The following is a 16752-nucleotide window of genomic DNA, read 5'->3' as shown; positions in this document are numbered from 1 at the left end:
GGCGGAACGCATCGCGACAGCCGCATACCATCGACCACAGACCCTCCTGCTCCGCATGATCGGGAGCGGGGGACGCTTCGAACGAGGGGACATCGTGGACGAGAGCGGCGGGAGCGGGCAGCCGCGGTCCGGTACCGACGAAGCGACCGAGCGCCACGAGGGGCCCCAGGCCTCCACGGGTCCGGCCGCGGACGCCACGCGCCCCGGACGGGAGGAGCCTCAGGACCCCACCGGGCCCGAGCCCACGGAACCGGGCGGCAGCACCGAGAACCCCGACGCACCCCGCCCGGCCGAGGCAGCCGAGCCCGGCACCGACGCCTCCGACCAGCCCCAGGCCCACCCCGACCCCACGGACGACGCCCACCCGCACACCGGTGCGCCGGGTGACCCCGGGACCAAGGGAGCCCGGACCCTCGCCAAGTCCGGCACCGGCAAGGGACGGCCACCGCGGCGCGAGAAGGGACCCGGCGGCGGACTGCTCATGGGACGCCCCTTCGGCGTACCCGTGTACGTGGCGCCCAGCTGGTTCCTCGTCGCCGCCCTGATCACCTGGGTGTTCGGCGGCCAGCTCGACCGCGTGCTGCCCGAACTCGGCGCCCTGCGCTACCTCGTCTCCCTCTTCTTCGCGGTCGCCTTCTACGCCTCCGTACTCGTCCACGAACTCGCCCACACAGTCGCCGCCCTGCGCTTCAAGCTGCCGGTGCGCCGGATCCAGCTGCAGTTCTTCGGCGGGGTGTCGGAGATCGAGAAGGAGTCCGAGACCCCCGGCCGGGAGTTCGTCCTTGCCTTCGTCGGCCCGCTGCTCTCCCTCGTCCTCTCCGGCGTCTTCTACCTCGCCATGCAGACCGTCGAGCCCGGCACCGTGCCGGGCGTCCTCCTGGGCGGCCTGATGATCTCCAACCTGATCGTGGCCGTCTTCAACCTGCTGCCCGGGCTGCCCCTCGACGGCGGCCGCATGCTCCGCGCCGTCGTCTGGAAGATCACCGGCAAGCCGATGAGCGGCACGATCGCCGCCGCCTGGGTGGGCCGCGCCCTCGCCGTCTCGGTACTGATCGGGCTGCCCCTGCTCACCCAGTCCGGAGCACTCGGCGACGCCTCCGAGGACATCGGCGGCATGGACACCGTCATGGACGCGCTGCTCGCCGCGATCCTCGCCGCGATCATCTGGACCGGCGCCGGCAACAGCCTCCGCATGGCCCGCCTGCGCGAACACCTCCCGGAACTTCGTGCCCGCGCACTCACCCGGCGCGCGGTACCCGTCGAGACCAGCACCCCGCTCTCGGAAGCCCTGCGCCGCGCCAACGACGCGGGCGCCCGCGCCCTCGTCGTGGTCGACGCCGACGGCCAGCCGCTGTCCCTCGTCCGCGAGGCCGCCATCGTCGGCGTACCCGAGCACCGCCGCCCCTGGGTCGCGGTCAGCGGCCTCGCCCAGGACCTCACCGACGGCATGCGGGTCTCCGCCGAGCTCGCCGGCGAGGACCTCCTCGACACCCTGCGCGCGAACCCCGCCACCGAGTACCTGGTGGTCGAGGAGTCCGGCGAGATCTACGGCGTCCTGTCCGCGGCCGACGTGGAACGCGCCTTCGTGAAGGCCATGGCCCGGCCGTCCTGACAGTGGTCCGCCACCGCTCCCAGGACCGGTAGGCTGGTCACATGTCCGAACCGACCGGTGCCGCCCGCAGGCGCGGGCCCTTCAAGGTCGGGGACCAGGTTCAGCTGACCGACCCCAAGGGCCGCCACTACACGTTCACGCTCGAAGCCGGAAAGAACTTTCACACCCACAAGGGTTCCTTCCCGCACGACGAGCTGATCGGTGCTCCCGAGGGCAGCGTCGTCCGCACCACGGGGAACGTCGCCTATCTCGCGCTGCGCCCCCTGCTCCCCGACTACGTCCTGTCCATGCCCCGCGGCGCCGCCGTGGTCTACCCCAAGGACGCGGGGCAGATCCTGGCCTTCGCCGACATCTTCCCCGGCGCCCGCGTCGTGGAGGCCGGCGTCGGCTCCGGCTCCCTCAGCGCCTTCCTGCTGCGCGCCATCGGCGACCAGGGAATGCTGCACTCCTACGAGCGCCGCGAGGACTTCGCCGAGATCGCCCAGCAGAACGTGGAGCGCTACTTCGGCGACAAGCACCCCGCCTGGCAGCTCACCGTCGGCGACCTCCAGGACAACCTGTCGGACACCGACGTCGACCGCGTCGTCCTCGACATGCTGGCCCCGTGGGAGTGCCTGGAGGCCGTCTCCAAGGCGCTCGTCCCCGGCGGCATCCTCTGCTGCTACGTCGCCACCACCACCCAACTCGCGCGGACCGTCGAGTCCATCCGCGAGATCGGCTCCTTCAACGAGCCGACCGCCTGGGAGTCGATGGTCCGCAACTGGCACGTCGAAGGCCTGGCCGTCCGCCCGGACCACCGGATGATCGGCCACACCGGCTTCCTGCTCACCGCCCGCCGCCTCGCGGACGGAGTCGAGCCGCCCATGCGCCGCCGCCGCCCCTCCAAGGGCTCCTACGGCGACGACTACACCGGTCCGAACGCCGACGGCGGCATGGGCCGCTGACGTAACCAACGCACCACAACTGTGGCCGAGTTCCCGGGACAGCCGGGGAACTCGGCCACAGTGCTTTCCTGTTGACGCGCCGCCAGAAGTCCGTCAGAAGTCCTGACCCCGCCGTTCCACCGCACTGTGACGTGTGGCACCATGCGGGACACCCCCACCGGCACAGCCCTCACAGGAGACACTCCTAGTGCAGCAATCCGCCGTCCCGGAACTGGCACACACGCACACCAGCCCCATCCAGTGGGTCGCCACGGCCACCGCCATCGCCGGAGTCGTCGCGCTCTCCTCCGTACTGCAGCCCGACCCGGCGACAGCGGCCCAGGCCGCCGGTCCCGACGCGAAGCCGGCCCAAGCCTCCGCAGCGGCTCCCGATCCGTCCGGCGTCGACTTCCCGATCGAGTGCGGGCCCACCAAAGTCCTCGTCCAGAAGAAGGCCTCCGGAGACCTCGACGGCGACGGGCGGCCGGAAACCGTAGCCGTGGTCCGCTGCGACGCGGGCTCGGGCACCCCGCCCAACGGCGTCTACGTCCTCACCCAGGCCGCGGACGAGACCAAGCCCCGAGTCGTGGCCACCCTGGTCGACCCCAAGGACCGCCTGAGCGTCACCGACTTCGCGCTGAGTGACGGCGCCGTCACCGCCACACTCCTCGGCTACTCCTCGCCCGACGTACCGAGTTGCTGCCCCGACGTGAAGGATCTCGCCAAGTGGCAGTGGACGAACGGCGCGTTCGTCCGCTCGACGCCCTCCGGAGCCCAGGGCGTGTGAACGCCCCCCGAAGCTCCAGGCATATGAGAACACCCTCCGCGCCGCGGAGGGTGTGAGAAAGCAGACTACGGTGACGCGGAGTGCGTCATGCGTCACTCCGCGTCAGGCCCGTACACCTCGACCTTGTCCGAAACCCGACGTACATGGATGCAGTCGCCCGGACACTCCTTCGCGGAGTCGGTCACATCGCGCAGAAGCGGCAGCGGTACGGGCGTTGTGGCGCCCGGGACCTGCAGCAGCTCGTCGCCGGAGCCCTTCACGTACGCCAGGCCGTCAATGTCCAGCTCAAAGACCTCGGGCGCGTACTGGACGCAGATCCCGTCCCCGGTACAGAGATCCTGGTCGATCCAGACCTCAAGCGCCTCGCCGCCGACTCCGGCCTCCTGCTGCACGGTCACTTCTCCTGCCGTTTCCTGCGCCGAGCCACCCGAAATCCCTGCAAGTCGGGCCAGCTCTGACGGGTGTTGAACACTTCGACCCTACCTCCGTCCGCTTCCCAATCATGTTGGGTGGGTATTCCCCTGGCGTGAGGGAGAGCGCAAGGGTGAAGATCGGACACACCCCGACAGTCTTTGTGATCTAGGGGTTTCAATCGACACCCACCCAGGTAGGGTCTGGAAGCGTCCAGCTCCCCTTGGAGGAGGTGAGGACCGTGGCAGCCCACGACGACGACATGAACCGCGGCATCCGCCCGGGAAGAGGGTCCGATGACCCCGCCGGGCAGATTGCCTACCTTGAGCAGGAGATCGCCGTCCTGCGACGCAAGCTCGCCGACTCTCCGCGGCACACGAGGATTCTCGAAGAGCGGATCGTCGAGTTGCAGACGAACCTGGCCGGCGTGTCCGCTCAGAACGAGCGGCTCGCCAACACGCTCCGTGAGGCCCGCGACCAGATCGTGGCCCTCAAGGAAGAAGTCGACCGGCTCGCACAGCCGCCGGCAGGCTTCGGTGTCTTCCTCGTGGCCAACGAGGACGGCACGGCCGACATCTTCACCGGGGGCCGCAAGCTCCGGGTGAACGTCAGCCCCAGCGTGGAGCTCGAAGAGCTCAGGCGCGGCCAGGAAGTGATGCTCAACGAAGCCCTCAACGTGGTCGAGGCCATGGAGTACGAGAGCGTCGGCGAGATCGTCACCCTCAAGGAGATCCTCGAGGACGGCGAACGCGCACTCGTGCAGGGGCACACAGACGAGGAACGGGTGGTACGGCTCGCCGAGCCGCTCCTGGACGTCGTCATCCGCCCCGGCGACGCCCTGCTTCTCGAACCCCGTTCCGGCTATGTCTACGAAGTCGTTCCCAAGAGCGAGGTCGAGGAACTCGTCCTCGAAGAGGTCCCGGACATCGGCTACGAGCAGATCGGCGGCCTGGGCAACCAGATCGAACTGATCCGCGACGCGGTCGAGCTCCCGTACCTCTACCCCGACCTCTTCAAGGAGCACGAACTGCGGCCGCCCAAGGGCGTCCTGCTGTACGGGCCTCCTGGATGCGGCAAGACGCTCATTGCCAAGGCCGTCGCCAATTCGCTGGCCAAGAAGGTCGCCGAGGTGACCGGACAGGCCACGGGCAAGAGCTTCTTCCTCAACATCAAGGGCCCCGAGCTCCTGAACAAGTACGTCGGTGAGACCGAGCGGCAGATCCGCCTCGTCTTCCAGCGTGCACGTGAGAAGGCCAGCGAGGGCACCCCCGTCATCGTCTTCTTCGACGAGATGGAGTCCCTCTTCCGCACCCGTGGATCAGGCGTCAGCTCGGACGTGGAGAACACCATCGTCCCCCAGCTGCTCGCCGAGATCGACGGCGTGGAGGGCCTGGAGAACGTGGTCGTGATCGGCGCCTCGAACCGCGAGGACATGATCGACCCCGCCATCCTCCGCCCCGGCCGACTCGACGTGAAGATCAAGATCGAGCGCCCGGACGCCGAGGCCGCGAAGGACATCTTCGCGAAATACCTCACCGAGCGCCTTCCGCTGCACTCCGACGACCTCGGTGAGCACGGCGGTGACCGAGCGGCCACGGTCAACAACATGATCCAGACCGCCGTGGAGCACATGTACGACGAGTCCGAGGAGAACCGCTTCCTCGAGGTCACGTACGCCAACGGCGACAAGGAAGTCCTGTACTTCAAGGACTTCAACTCCGGCGCCATGATCGAGAACATCGTCGGCCGCGCCAAGAAGGCGGCCATCAAGGCCTTCCTCGACCAGAACCAGAAGGGCATTCGGGTCTCCCACCTCCTCCAGGCATGCGTGGACGAGTTCAAGGAGAACGAAGACCTGCCGAACACCACCAACCCGGACGACTGGGCCCGAATCTCCGGCAAGAAGGGCGAACGGATCGTTTACATCCGTACCCTGGTCACCGGAAAGCAGGGCGCGGACACCGGACGCTCCATCGACACGGTGGCCAACACCGGTCAGTACCTGTAAAAGACAGGGCGGCTGCGGGTGCCCTTCGCGGGTACCCGCAGCCGACTGTTTTTCGGGTCAAGGCTGGAGCGAGGCAATGACGCAAATGATCTCCCCACCAGCGCAAAGGCGCTCTAGGCTCTTTCGTACCGCCGAGTCGCGCGTTGCGGGGTCGGGCACCGCACACGCACCGGAGCACCAGCGGTACTTGAGCAGCGTCCCCGACCGAGGGCGCTGCCGGGCAAGGAGGGCCGCATGACCGTACGGCGAGTAATGGGCATCGAGACGGAGTACGGGATCTCCGTCCCCGGCCACCCCAACGCCAATGCCATGCTCACCTCGTCCCAGATCGTCAACGCGTACGCAGCGGCGATGCACCGGGCCCGGCGGGCCCGCTGGGACTTCGAGGAGGAGAACCCGCTGCGGGACGCGCGGGGCTTCGACCTCGCCCGCGAGGCCGCCGACTCCAGCCAACTCACGGACGAGGACATCGGCCTGGCCAATGTCATCCTCACCAACGGGGCGCGGCTGTACGTGGACCACGCTCACCCGGAGTACAGCTCGCCGGAGGTCACCAACCCGCTGGACGCCGTCCTGTGGGACAAGGCCGGCGAGCGCATCATGGCGGAGGCCGCGGAGCGCGCGGCCCAGCTCCCCGGCGCCCAGCCGATCCACCTCTACAAGAACAACACCGACAACAAGGGCGCCTCGTACGGCACGCACGAGAACTACCTGATGAAGCGGGAGACCCCCTTCTCGGACATCGTGCGCCACCTCACGCCGTTCTTCGTCTCACGCCAGGTCGTCACCGGAGCGGGCCGCGTCGGTATCGGTCAGGACGGACACGAGCACGGCTTCCAGCTCAGCCAGCGCTCCGACTACTTCGAGGTCGAGGTGGGCCTGGAGACGACCCTGAAGCGCCCGATCATCAACACCCGTGACGAGCCGCACGCGGACGCCGAGAAGTACCGCAGGCTGCACGTGATCATCGGCGACGCGAACCTCTCCGAGATCTCGACCTATCTCAAGCTGGGCACGACGGCCCTGGTCCTCTCCATGATCGAGGACGGCTTCATCGCCGTGGACCTGGCGGTCGACCAGCCCGTCCGCACCCTCCACCAGGTCTCCCACGACCCCACACTCAAGCGCCTGGTCACGCTCCGCAGCGGCCGGACACTCACCGCTGTCCAGCTCCAGATGGAGTACTTCGAGCTGTCCCGCAAGTACGTGGAGGAACGGTTCGGGTCCGACGCCGACGACCAGACTGTGGACGTCCTGCTGCGCTGGGAGGACACCCTGAACCGCCTGGAGAACGACCCGATGAGCCTCTCCGGAGAGCTCGACTGGGTCGCCAAGCGGGAGGTCATGGAGGGCTACCAGCGCCGTGACGGCCTCGACTGGGACGCCGCCCGGCTGCACCTGGTCGACCTCCAGTACGCCGACGTACGCGCCGAGAAGGGCATCTACAACCGCCTCGCGGCGCGCGGCAAGATGAAGCGACTCCTGGACGAGCAGGACGTCGAGCGGGCCCGTACGAAGCCGCCCGAGGACACCCGGGCGTACTTCCGCGGACGCTGCCTGGAGCAGTACGCGGACGACGTCGCGGCGGCCTCCTGGGACTCGGTGATCTTCGATCTGCCGGGCCGGGACTCGCTCCAGCGCGTCCCAACCCTGGAGCCGCTTCGCGGAACGCGTAATCACGTCAAGGAGCTCCTCGACCGCTGCCGCACGGCAGAAGACCTGGTCAAGGTCCTGTCGGGCGGCTGAGCGGCCGCGGCGGGGCCTGCGCGGCCGAAGTGGCGGATCGGGGTGGAAAGCAGCCGCGTCCGGGAATCATCGAGGTGGCTCCCGGACGTTGTAGCAACTGCGGGGCCGATGTCGGACCCTGCTTGTAGGGTCTGATCAAGAACGTCGAACCGAGCGGGGTGAGGGTTTATGGCGACCAAGGACACCGGCGGCGGACAGCAGAAGGCCACGCGTTCCACTGAAGAGGTCGAGGAGCAGGCGCAGGACGCGCAGACTACCGAGGACCTCAAGGAACGCCAGGAGAAGCTGAGCGACGATGTCGACTCGGTTCTGGACGAGATCGACGATGTGCTCGAGGAGAACGCAGAGGACTTCGTGCGCTCGTTTGTGCAAAAAGGTGGACAATAGCGGGCATGCCGGATTCGCTTGAGGTGAAGCGATGTACCGGGCGTGGTCGGGTGTTGCCGCTTGCTTCGTTCGCTGCCGGCAGGAACCGGCGTGACGGGCTGCAAGTGCGGTGCCGGGAGTGCGTGGCGGAATATTCGGCCGCGCACTACCGGCGGCGCAGGAAGGCGCTCGGCAAGAGGGTCGGCGTCGGACGGGCTGTCGACACGGGGTAAGGCCTGTAGAGCTGTCAGGGGTCGAGAGGATCACCTGAAGCGCCAGTACGGCATGACCGAAGCCGAGCGTGACGCGATGGTCGCCTCTCAAATGGGGCTCTGAGTGATCTGCCTGAAAGCTCCGGCCATTCATGTGGATCACTGCCACGAGACGGGTAGGGTCCGTGGCGTACTGTGCTTCAACTGCAATTCGGCCATCGGCAAGTTGGGAGACGATCCCGACGCAGTTCGTCGGGCTGCCGCCTACTTGGAGGGATCCTCGTGGAAGCCAACACTCGTAGCACCGGGCGTCTACCGGCTGCCTTCCTGACGCCCGGGTCGTCGTCCTTCATGGACTTCCTGTCGGACCACCAGCCGGAGATGCTCCCGGGCAAGCGGCAACTGCCGCCCACGCAGGGCGTGATCGAGGCGCCGCACGGCACCACGATCGTTGCCGTCACGTTCCCCGGTGGTGTGGTTCTCGCCGGTGACCGGCGGGCCACCATGGGGAATGTCATCGCGCAGCGTGACATCGAGAAGGTCTTCCCGGCCGACGAGTACTCGGCGGTGGGTATCGCCGGTACGGCCGGTCTGGCCGTGGAGATGGTGAAGCTGTTCCAGCTGGAGCTGGAGCACTTCGAGAAGGTGGAGGGTGCCACGCTCTCCCTGGAGGGCAAGGCCAACCGTCTGTCCACCATGATCCGTTCCAACCTCGGTATGGCCATGCAGGGCCTCGCCGTGGTTCCCCTCTTCGCGGGCTACGACGTGGACCGCCAGAGGGGGCGCATCTTCTCCTACGACGTCACCGGCGGCCGTTCCGAGGAGCACGGCTTCGCCGGCACCGGCTCCGGCTCGGTCTTCGCGCGCGGTGCCATGAAGAAGCTCTACCGCAAGGATTTGACCGAGGCGGAGGCCACGACCCTCGTCGTCCAGGCCCTGTACGACGCGGCCGACGACGACTCGGCGACCGGTGGTCCCGATGTCGCCCGCCGGATCTACCCGATCGTCACCGTGATCACCGAGGACGGATTCCGCCGTCTGGGAGACGAGGAGTCCTCCGAGATCGCCCGCTCGATCCTGGAGCGGCGCCTTGAGCAGCCCGACGGTCCGCGGGCCGCGCTGCTCTGACAGCGGCCGCTTGAACGCTGTTCTCGCAGCGGCTTCTTGGCAAGTGATCCAGTGACTTCGAAAGATTCGACAGGAAGGGACGGATAACCGGTGTCGACGCCGTTCTATGTCTCACCCCAGCAGGCGATGGCCGACCGGGCGGAATACGCCCGGAAGGGCATCGCCCGTGGCCGCAGCCTCGTCGTGCTGCAGTATGCCGACGGCATTGTGTTCGTCGGCGAGAACCCGTCCCGTGCGCTGCACAAGTTCAGCGAGATCTATGACCGGATCGGCTTCGCCGCGGCCGGCAAATACAACGAGTACGAGAATCTGCGGATCGGCGGGGTGCGTTATGCCGATCTGCGGGGTTACACCTATGACCGTGACGATGTGACCGCCCGCGGTCTTGCCAATGTGTACGCCCAGACGCTGGGCACGATCTTCTCCAGTGCGGCCGAGAAGCCGTACGAGGTGGAGCTCGTGGTCGCCGAGGTGGGGGAGACCCCCGAGGGCGATCAGATCTACCGGCTGCCGCACGACGGGTCGATCGTGGATGAGCACGGGTCGGTCGCTGTGGGTGGCAATGCCGAGCAGATCAGTACGTATCTGGATCAGCGCCATGAGGACGGCATGTCGCTTGCCGAGGCGTTGAAGCTGGCCGTGCAGTCGCTGTCCCGTGAGGCGAACGGGGGGGAGCGGGAGATTCCCGCGGAGCGGCTCGAGGTTGCGATTCTTGATCGGACGCGGCCGCAGCAGCGGAAGTTCAAGCGGATTGTTGGGCGGCAGTTGGCTCGGTTGCTTGAGGCGGATGGGGCGTCGACGGCTACCGAGGCGGAGGATCCCGAAGACGACGAGTGAGCGTTGGTTTTGCGGTTGCTCGGCGTGCCCCGGCCCTGGCGGTCGGGGCACGCGTCGTTTCTGGGCGCCTGCGGGTCGGGGGGTGGGTCGGGGCGGGGGGCCGGTACATCCGCCCGTCGCTTGATGGACACTTCTGTTGCTGTCATGGCGGGAGGCGTGGTGACCACGTATGCGACGGGCATTTGATGTACCGGCCCCCGGCCCCTTCCGTGCGTTCGCGGCTGCGGCTGCGGCTGCATGGGGGAGCAGGCCCTTAGGGGCCTGAGGGGCGTGGTGGGGCCGTGGAGCCTCGTACTACCAGTTCTACCGGGATGTCGCCCTGTGGGGGTGTCTTGCCCTCCAGGACTGCCAGGAGGGCTTGCATGCCTCGTTCGCCGAATAGTTCTGCGTTCAGGCGGACTGTGGTCAGTTCGGGGTCGATGGCTCTGGAGAGGGCCAGGTCGTCCAGGCCGGTGATCGAGAGGTCTTCTGGGATGTGGAGGCCCAGGCGGCGGGCTGCCTTGTAGGCGCCTGCCGCTAGTTTGTCGTCGTCGCAGACCAGGGCTGTCGGGCGGGGGCCGGGGGTCCTCAGGGCGGTCTCGGCGGCCTGTAGGGCGCCCTCTATGGAGATGGGGGCGCGGGCTGTGCGGAGTTCTGTGCCGGGGACCTCTGCCAGGCGTGCGGCCAGTTCCTGGGCTCGTACCTCGAAGGTCCAGGAGGGGATGTCGGCCGCCAGGTGCAGGAAGTGGCGGTGGCCCAGGGTGAGGAGGTGTTCGGCGACCTGTCGTACGCCGTCCCTGATGTCCAGGTTGACGGTCGCGGCGCCCAGGCTGCCTGCGGGGTCGCTGTCCAGCATGACCAGGGGGAGCTGGTCGCCGCGGATCGCGGTGAGGGCGTCGGCGGCCATGGAGGAGGCGATCACGCCGTCCAGGGCCGCGCGTGCCGAGCCGAAGGGGTCGCGGGCGGGGCCGATGCCCTCGGGGGAGGGGTAGAGGACGACTCCGAAGCCGTGCTCGGACGCCACGCGGGCGGCGCCGGTGTAGACGCCGGCGAAGAACTCGGTGGTCAGTGCGGGGACCACGAGGAGGACGGTGCGGGTGCGGCCGAGGCGGAGGTTGCGGGCGGCGAGGTTCGGGCGGTAGCCGAGCTCCTGGGCGGCTTCCCGGACCCGCTGCGCTGTCGCTTCGGAGACCCGGCCGCGCCATTTGTCGCCGAGCACCAGCGAGACGGCGGCCTGGGAGACCCCGGCGGCCTGGGCGACGTCCCGGCTCGTGGGGCGCGTGCTACCTCGTGCCACCGTCGACCTGCTCCCTCGTCTGGACTCGCGGACTGCGCACATGGTACGTATGGAAGAGGAAGTTATACGTAAAACTTCGGGCGCCACGGGATTACGAGAAGGGCACCGTCATGGCCGCGGGATATCTGGAGATCCTCCGGGCGAGGCATGCTGCCCGGCTGCTCACCGGGACGCTGATAGGGCGGCTGCCGAACGCGACCGCCGCCATCGCCGTCGTGCTCTTCATCCGCGCGGAGGGCGGCAGCTACAGCCTGGCGGGTGCGCTGGCCGCCGTGTACGGGGTGGGCAACGCCGTGGGGCAGCCGCTGCTCGGGCGGCTCGTGGATCTGTACGGGCAGCCGCGTGTGCAGTTGCCGGCCGCGCTCGTCTCGGCCCTTGGGATGGCTCTCTTCGCTTTCTCGGGCACCGACCCGCTGCCGGTCGCGTACGTCGCCATGGTGGTCGCCGGGCTCTTCACGCCGCCCCTGGAGGGCGGTCTTCGAGCGCTGTGGCCCTCCGTCCTCCGCAAGGAGGAGCAGGTGCACACCGCGTACGCGATGGACGCCGTGGCGCAGGAAATCATGTTCACCGTCGGGCCGTTGCTCGTGACGCTGTGCGTGGCGCTCTGGTCCGCCCCGGCCGCGCTGCTCGTCCTGAACGTCATCGGTGTCCTGGGTGCCCTCTCCGTGGTCGTGTCGCCCCCCTCGCGCGCGTGGCGCTCGGCTCCGCGCGAGGCGCACTGGCTCGGCGCGCTGCGCTCGGCGGGTCTGGTGGCCCTGCTCTGCGCGTTCCTGTTCGTCGGGATCGCGCTCGGCTCGATCACGGTCGCCTCGGTGTCGTACGCGGACGGGCATGGTGGGGACGCGGTGTACGGGTGGCTGATGGCGGGGATCGGCCTGGGGGCGCTCGTCGGGGGCACTGTGTACGGCGCGCGGCAGTGGACCGGTGCGCCGGAGCGGCGACTGCGGCTGCTCGTGGCGCTCCTGGCGGTGTGTTACGTGCCGCTGATGCTGGTGCCGGGGCCGGTCGCCATGACGGCGCTCACCGCGCTCGCCGGGGTGTTCCTGGCGCCCTGCATCGCCTGCGCGTTCGTCCTTGTCGACCGGCACGCTCCCAGGGGTACCGTCACCGAGGCGTTCTCCTGGCTTGTCACGACGTTCACCGTCGGCGCGTCCGTCGGAACGGGTCTCGCGGGCCCCGTCGTCGAGTGGGGCGGGGCGGTGTGGGGCTTCGCCGTACCGGGTGCCGCCGGCGCCGCCGCGCTGGTGGTTCTGCTGGCCACGGGGCGGGTTCTCGCAGCTACCGGGAACACGGAGGTGGTTGCAGTCTCATCGGAAAATGATCCAAACCGTGCCGTCGAACCCCGTTTGCGCTCAGGCGATCGGGCGTAATGTTCAGTCATGGACCGCCGCATTTTCGGGCTGGAGAACGAGTACGGCGTCACGTGTACGTTCAGGGGACAGCGTCGCCTGTCTCCCGACGAAGTGGCGCGGTACCTCTTCCGCCGTGTCGTGTCATGGGGCCGCAGCAGCAATGTCTTTCTGCGGAACGGTGCCCGCCTCTATCTCGACGTGGGATCACATCCGGAATACGCGACACCCGAATGTGACAACGTGACCGAACTGGTCACCCACGACAAGGCCGGCGAGCGCATTCTCGAAGGACTCCTGGTAGACGCCGAACGACGCCTGCACGAGGAAGGAATCGCGGGCGACGTCTATCTGTTCAAGAACAACACCGACTCGGCAGGCAACTCCTACGGGTGCCACGAGAACTATCTGGTGGCCCGGCACGGGGAGTTCTCCCGGCTCGCGGACATCCTCATTCCGTTCCTCGTCACGAGGCAGCTCCTCTGCGGTGCAGGCAAGGTGCTGCAGACTCCGCGTGGCGCCGTGTACTGCGTGAGCCAGCGTGCCGAGCACATCTGGGAGGGCGTCAGCTCCGCTACGACCCGCTCCCGGCCCATCATCAACACACGTGACGAACCGCACGCGGACGCCGAGCGCTATCGAAGGCTGCACGTCATCGTCGGCGACTCGAACATGTCCGAGACGACCATGCTCCTCAAGGTCGGAGCGACCGACCTCGTCCTGCGCATGATCGAAGCGGGCACGGTGATGCGTGACCTCACCCTGGAGAACCCGATCCGGGCGATCCGCGAGGTCAGCCACGACATCACGGGCCGGCGCAAGGTGCGTCTGGCCAGCGGCCGCGAGGCCTCCGCGCTGGACGTGCAGCGCGAGTACTACGAGAAGGCCGTGGACTTCGTGGAGCGCCGCGGTATCCGTACCGGAGTCGTCGAGCAGGTTCTGGAGCTGTGGGGTCGCACGCTGGACTCGATCGAGTCCGAGGACCTCGACCGCATCGGCACCGAGATCGACTGGGTCATGAAGTACCAGCTCATCGAGCGGTACCGGGCGAAGCACAACATGACCATGTCCAACCCGCGCGTTGCGCAGATAGACCTCGCCTACCACGACATCCACCGTCGGCGAGGTCTTTACTACCTCCTGGAGAGGAAGGGGCAAGCCGCCCGCATCTGCAACGACTTGAAGATCTTCGAGGGCAAGTCCGTGCCCCCGCAGACCACTCGGGCCCGGTTGCGCGGGGACTTCATCCGGCGTGCTCAGGAGCAGCGCCGGGATTTCACGGTCGACTGGGTGCATCTCAAGCTCAACGACCAGGCACAGCGCACCGTGTTGTGCAAGGACCCGTTCCGCAGTGTCGACGACCGGGTGGAGAAGCTGATCGCGGGAATGTGAGCCGAGTGTTCCGGCCATGATTGCGGAACGCAACGCGGGGCGCCGTACGTTTTCCGTACGGCGCCCTTCTCACGTCGTAGAGTTGCGCGCACTCCATCAGCCAAGATCGACCGATACGAGGGCCCCCACCGTGCGCCGACGCTCACTCCTTCTAGCCGTACCCGCTGGACTTGTCACACTCGCCGGATGCGGTGACGACGACTCGGACACCGCCAAGTCCAGCAGCAGCCCGTCGGCTTCGGCTTCGGCCTCCGCCTCGGCGGCACCGCCGCCGAAGATCGTCGACGGTCCGCTGCCCGGCATCACGGCCGGTACGAAGTTCGGTGAGAAGCCGACCGTCGCCAAGGGCAGCGGTGACCCGTCGAAGGACCTGGCCGTCAAGACGGTCATCGCGGGCAGCGGCAAGACGGTCGCGGAGAACGACTACGTGCAGGCCCACTACCTCGGCCAGGTCTGGGCGACGGCGAAGGTCTTCGACAACTCCTACGACCGCAAGACGCCGCTGCTCATCCAGCTCGCGCAGGGCAGCATCATCGACGGCTGGCGCTACGGCCTGGTGGGCAAGAAGGTCGGCAGCCGTGTCGAGATGGCCGTGCCGCCGACCTGGGGTTACGGCACGGAGGGGAACACGCAGGCGGGTATCAAGGGCACCGACACCCTGGTGTTCGTCGTCGACATCCAGAACACCTTCAACTCCAAGAGCTCCGCCGCGGGCAAGACGGTCGCGCAGGACAACATCGACCTTCCGAAGGTCGGCACCAACACCGATGGCAAGGCCCCCTCCATCGACGTACCGAAGTCGGACGCCCCGACGAAGCTCGTGGCGAACTACATCCTCGAGGGCGACGGCGCGGAGCTCGCGGCCGACAGCACCGTCCTGGTGCAGTACAAGGGCGTGCTGTGGGCCGACGGCAAGGAGTTCGACTCGACGTACAGCAGGGACGCGCTGACGTCGTTCTCGCTGACGCAGGTCGTCAAGGGCTGGGCCCAGGGTCTGACCGGCAAGAAGGTCGGCAGCCGTGTCCTGATCGTCGTCCCGCCGAGCCTGGGCTACGGCGACAGCCCGCCGGAGGGAAGTGGCATCAGCAAGGACTCCACGCTGGTCTTCACGGTCGACATCCTGGCGAAGATGTAACGCCTTCGGGGATGTGAGACTGTCGGTGTTGCTTTAAGGCCTTTACGCGAACAAGCAGGAGCTAGAGACGTGAGCATCGAGAAGCCCGAGATCGACTTCCCGGGCGGCGAGCCCCCGGCGGACCTCGAGATCAAGGACATCTGGGAGGGCGACGGGGCGGTGGCCAAGGCCGGCGACTTCGTCAAGGTCCACTACGTGGGCGTGGCCTTCTCCACCGGCGAGGAGTTCGACGCCTCCTGGAACCGCGGCACCCCGCTCGAGTTCCAGCTCGGCGTCGGCCAGGTCATCAGCGGCTGGGACAAGGGCGTGCAGGGCATGAAGGTCGGCGGCCGCCGCCAGCTGGTCATCCCGTCGCACCTCGCGTACGGCGACCGCGGCGCCGGTGGCCGGATCGGCCCCGGCGAGACGCTGATCTTCGTCTGCGACCTCGTCGCGGTCTGATCGAGAGGATCGCGAGGGTCACAGTCCGATCTTCGTACATCATCTGGCGAAGTCTGACCGGACTTGATCATCTGGGGCCCATGCCTGTCCGGGCATGGGCCCTCGGCTTTTGCCACGACTGTCCGGAGCGGTACGGTCATCGGTCGGAAGCACCATAGGAAGGGCGTCGATGGCCATTGCCAAGGCCGAGCGGCTGATGAACCTGGCGCTGTGTCTGCTGGGGACACGGCGGCCGCTCAGCAAGCGCGAACTTCGCGAGTCCATCGAGGCCTATCTGGAGGCGAGCTCGGACGACTCCTTCAACAGGATGTTCGAGCGCGACAAGGACGATCTGCGCGAACTCGGCCTGGTCATCGAGACGGTGGAGAACCTCGACGGTGAGGTCGGCTATCTCGCGCGCCGCGACAGCAACCGGCTGCCGGCCATCACGCTGGACGCCGAGGAGGCCGCCGCCCTCGGGCTCGCCGCCAAGGTCTGGCAGCAGGCCCGCCTCGCGGGTGCCGCGAGCGGCGCCCTGCAGAAGCTGCGCGCCGCGGGACTGCCCGAGGACGTCGACCCGTACGAGCCTCACGGCGCGCTGGAACCGCACATCCCCGTGCACGAGGCGGCCTTCGAGCCGCTGATGCTCGCCTGCCGCGACCGCCGCCCGGTCTCCTTCGACTACCGCAAGGCCACCGCCGTACGCCCCGAACCCCGCCATGTCGAACCATGGGCCCTGGAATGCTGGCGCGGCCACTGGTACCTGGCGGGCTGGGACCGCGACCGCGGAGCCGAGCGCGTCTTCCGGCTCTCGCGGATCACCGGCAAGGTCCGCACCCGGGCGGGCCGGTACACCGCCGAGGTGCCCGATGTCGTCACCGTGCGCGAGACGGTCGCGGGCTGGGCCGGCGAGATCGCCGACCGCTCCGCGCTCATCCGGCTGCGCACCGGGGCCGGCTACCCGCTGCGGGCCAAGGCCGTCTCCGTACGGGAACTGGAGGGCGGCTGGGACGAGTTGGAGATTCCGTACGGGCACGGTCTGGACGCCTGGCTGGTCGAGTTCGGGCCCGATGTGGTGGTCCTGGAACCGTCCGAGCTGCGGGCGGACGTCGTGGACCGGCTGCGCGCCGTGGCCAAGGGCTGAGGGGGA

The 16752-nt window shown here is 68.1% G+C and carries 16 protein-coding genes; 14 read left to right on the top strand and 2 right to left on the bottom strand.

What is annotated here, in order from left to right:
- The first annotated feature begins 94 nt into the window (after nucleotides 1-94).
- From OG219_RS10175 to OG219_RS10165, 3 genes are all read left to right on the top strand, one after another.
- The gene (locus OG219_RS10175) at nucleotides 95-1612 is read left to right on the top strand and encodes a site-2 protease family protein (protein ID WP_266836053.1); all 1518 of its coding nucleotides are present in this window, start codon (nucleotides 95-97) and stop codon (nucleotides 1610-1612) included.
- A gap of 41 nt (nucleotides 1613-1653) precedes the next feature.
- A complete protein-coding gene (locus tag OG219_RS10170) occupies nucleotides 1654-2556 on the top strand; it encodes a tRNA (adenine-N1)-methyltransferase (protein ID WP_266825065.1) in 903 nt (300 codons plus the stop codon).
- 187 nt (nucleotides 2557-2743) lie between these two features.
- Nucleotides 2744-3322: a hypothetical protein gene (locus OG219_RS10165; protein ID WP_266825063.1), complete on the top strand. Its 579-nt coding sequence runs from the start codon at nucleotides 2744-2746 to the stop codon at nucleotides 3320-3322.
- Nucleotides 3323-3414: 92 nt separating this feature from the next.
- Here OG219_RS10165 and OG219_RS10160 read toward each other — a convergent pair whose 3' ends face one another.
- A complete protein-coding gene (locus tag OG219_RS10160) occupies nucleotides 3415-3720 on the bottom strand; it encodes a ferredoxin (protein WP_266825061.1) in 306 nt (101 codons plus the stop codon).
- 254 nt (nucleotides 3721-3974) lie between these two features.
- Here OG219_RS10160 and arc point away from each other — a divergent pair, with 254 nt between their 5' ends.
- The 6 genes from arc (at nucleotide 3975) to prcA (ending at nucleotide 10030) form a co-directional block, all read left to right on the top strand.
- Nucleotides 3975-5741, top strand: a complete 1767-nt coding sequence (gene arc, locus OG219_RS10155) for a proteasome ATPase (RefSeq protein ID WP_266825059.1) — start codon at nucleotides 3975-3977, stop codon at nucleotides 5739-5741.
- Between the two features lie 234 nt (nucleotides 5742-5975).
- Nucleotides 5976-7487 carry a depupylase/deamidase Dop gene (dop, locus tag OG219_RS10150; protein ID WP_353962405.1) on the top strand — a complete coding sequence of 504 codons (1512 nt, stop codon included), beginning with the start codon at nucleotides 5976-5978 and terminating at the stop codon, nucleotides 7485-7487.
- A 168-nt stretch (nucleotides 7488-7655) separates the two neighbouring features.
- Nucleotides 7656-7874, top strand: a complete 219-nt coding sequence (locus OG219_RS10145; RefSeq protein ID WP_266825057.1) for a ubiquitin-like protein Pup — start codon at nucleotides 7656-7658, stop codon at nucleotides 7872-7874.
- Between the two features lie 315 nt (nucleotides 7875-8189).
- The gene (locus OG219_RS10140; protein ID WP_323183271.1) at nucleotides 8190-8396 is read left to right on the top strand and encodes an endonuclease VII domain-containing protein; all 207 of its coding nucleotides are present in this window, start codon (nucleotides 8190-8192) and stop codon (nucleotides 8394-8396) included.
- The gene (gene prcB, locus OG219_RS10135; RefSeq protein WP_266825055.1) at nucleotides 8348-9193 is read left to right on the top strand and encodes a proteasome subunit beta; all 846 of its coding nucleotides are present in this window, start codon (nucleotides 8348-8350) and stop codon (nucleotides 9191-9193) included. The genes OG219_RS10140 and prcB overlap by 49 nt, the downstream gene beginning before the upstream one ends.
- Before the next feature lie 90 nt (nucleotides 9194-9283).
- Nucleotides 9284-10030 carry a proteasome subunit alpha gene (gene prcA / locus OG219_RS10130; protein ID WP_266825053.1) on the top strand — a complete coding sequence of 249 codons (747 nt, stop codon included), beginning with the start codon at nucleotides 9284-9286 and terminating at the stop codon, nucleotides 10028-10030.
- A gap of 253 nt (nucleotides 10031-10283) precedes the next feature.
- Here prcA and OG219_RS10125 read toward each other — a convergent pair whose 3' ends face one another.
- Nucleotides 10284-11306, bottom strand: a complete 1023-nt coding sequence (locus tag OG219_RS10125) for a LacI family DNA-binding transcriptional regulator (RefSeq protein ID WP_266825051.1) — start codon at nucleotides 11304-11306, stop codon at nucleotides 10284-10286.
- 110 nt (nucleotides 11307-11416) lie between these two features.
- Here OG219_RS10125 and OG219_RS10120 point away from each other — a divergent pair, with 110 nt between their 5' ends.
- The 5 genes from OG219_RS10120 to OG219_RS10100 all read left to right on the top strand — a co-directional run bounded on the left by OG219_RS10120 (nucleotide 11417) and on the right by OG219_RS10100 (nucleotide 16746).
- Nucleotides 11417-12676 carry an MFS transporter gene (locus OG219_RS10120; protein ID WP_266825049.1) on the top strand — a complete coding sequence of 420 codons (1260 nt, stop codon included), beginning with the start codon at nucleotides 11417-11419 and terminating at the stop codon, nucleotides 12674-12676.
- Nucleotides 12677-12685: 9 nt separating this feature from the next.
- Nucleotides 12686-14047, top strand: coding sequence for a Pup--protein ligase (gene pafA, locus OG219_RS10115; RefSeq protein WP_266467065.1), 1362 nt, complete (start codon nucleotides 12686-12688; stop codon nucleotides 14045-14047).
- 130 nt (nucleotides 14048-14177) lie between these two features.
- Nucleotides 14178-15182, top strand: a complete 1005-nt coding sequence (locus OG219_RS10110; protein ID WP_266825047.1) for an FKBP-type peptidyl-prolyl cis-trans isomerase — start codon at nucleotides 14178-14180, stop codon at nucleotides 15180-15182.
- A 69-nt stretch (nucleotides 15183-15251) separates the two neighbouring features.
- The gene (locus OG219_RS10105; protein WP_266825045.1) at nucleotides 15252-15623 is read left to right on the top strand and encodes an FKBP-type peptidyl-prolyl cis-trans isomerase; all 372 of its coding nucleotides are present in this window, start codon (nucleotides 15252-15254) and stop codon (nucleotides 15621-15623) included.
- 169 nt (nucleotides 15624-15792) lie between these two features.
- Nucleotides 15793-16746, top strand: coding sequence for a YafY family protein (locus OG219_RS10100; RefSeq protein WP_266825043.1), 954 nt, complete (start codon nucleotides 15793-15795; stop codon nucleotides 16744-16746).
- The last annotated feature ends 6 nt before the right edge of the window (nucleotides 16747-16752 follow it).

It is taken from the genome of Streptomyces sp. NBC_00038, from assembly GCF_026343635.1.
Classification (GTDB): Bacteria; Actinomycetota; Actinomycetes; order Streptomycetales; family Streptomycetaceae; genus Streptomyces.
This window is presented reverse-complemented; position numbering and strand designations above follow the sequence as displayed.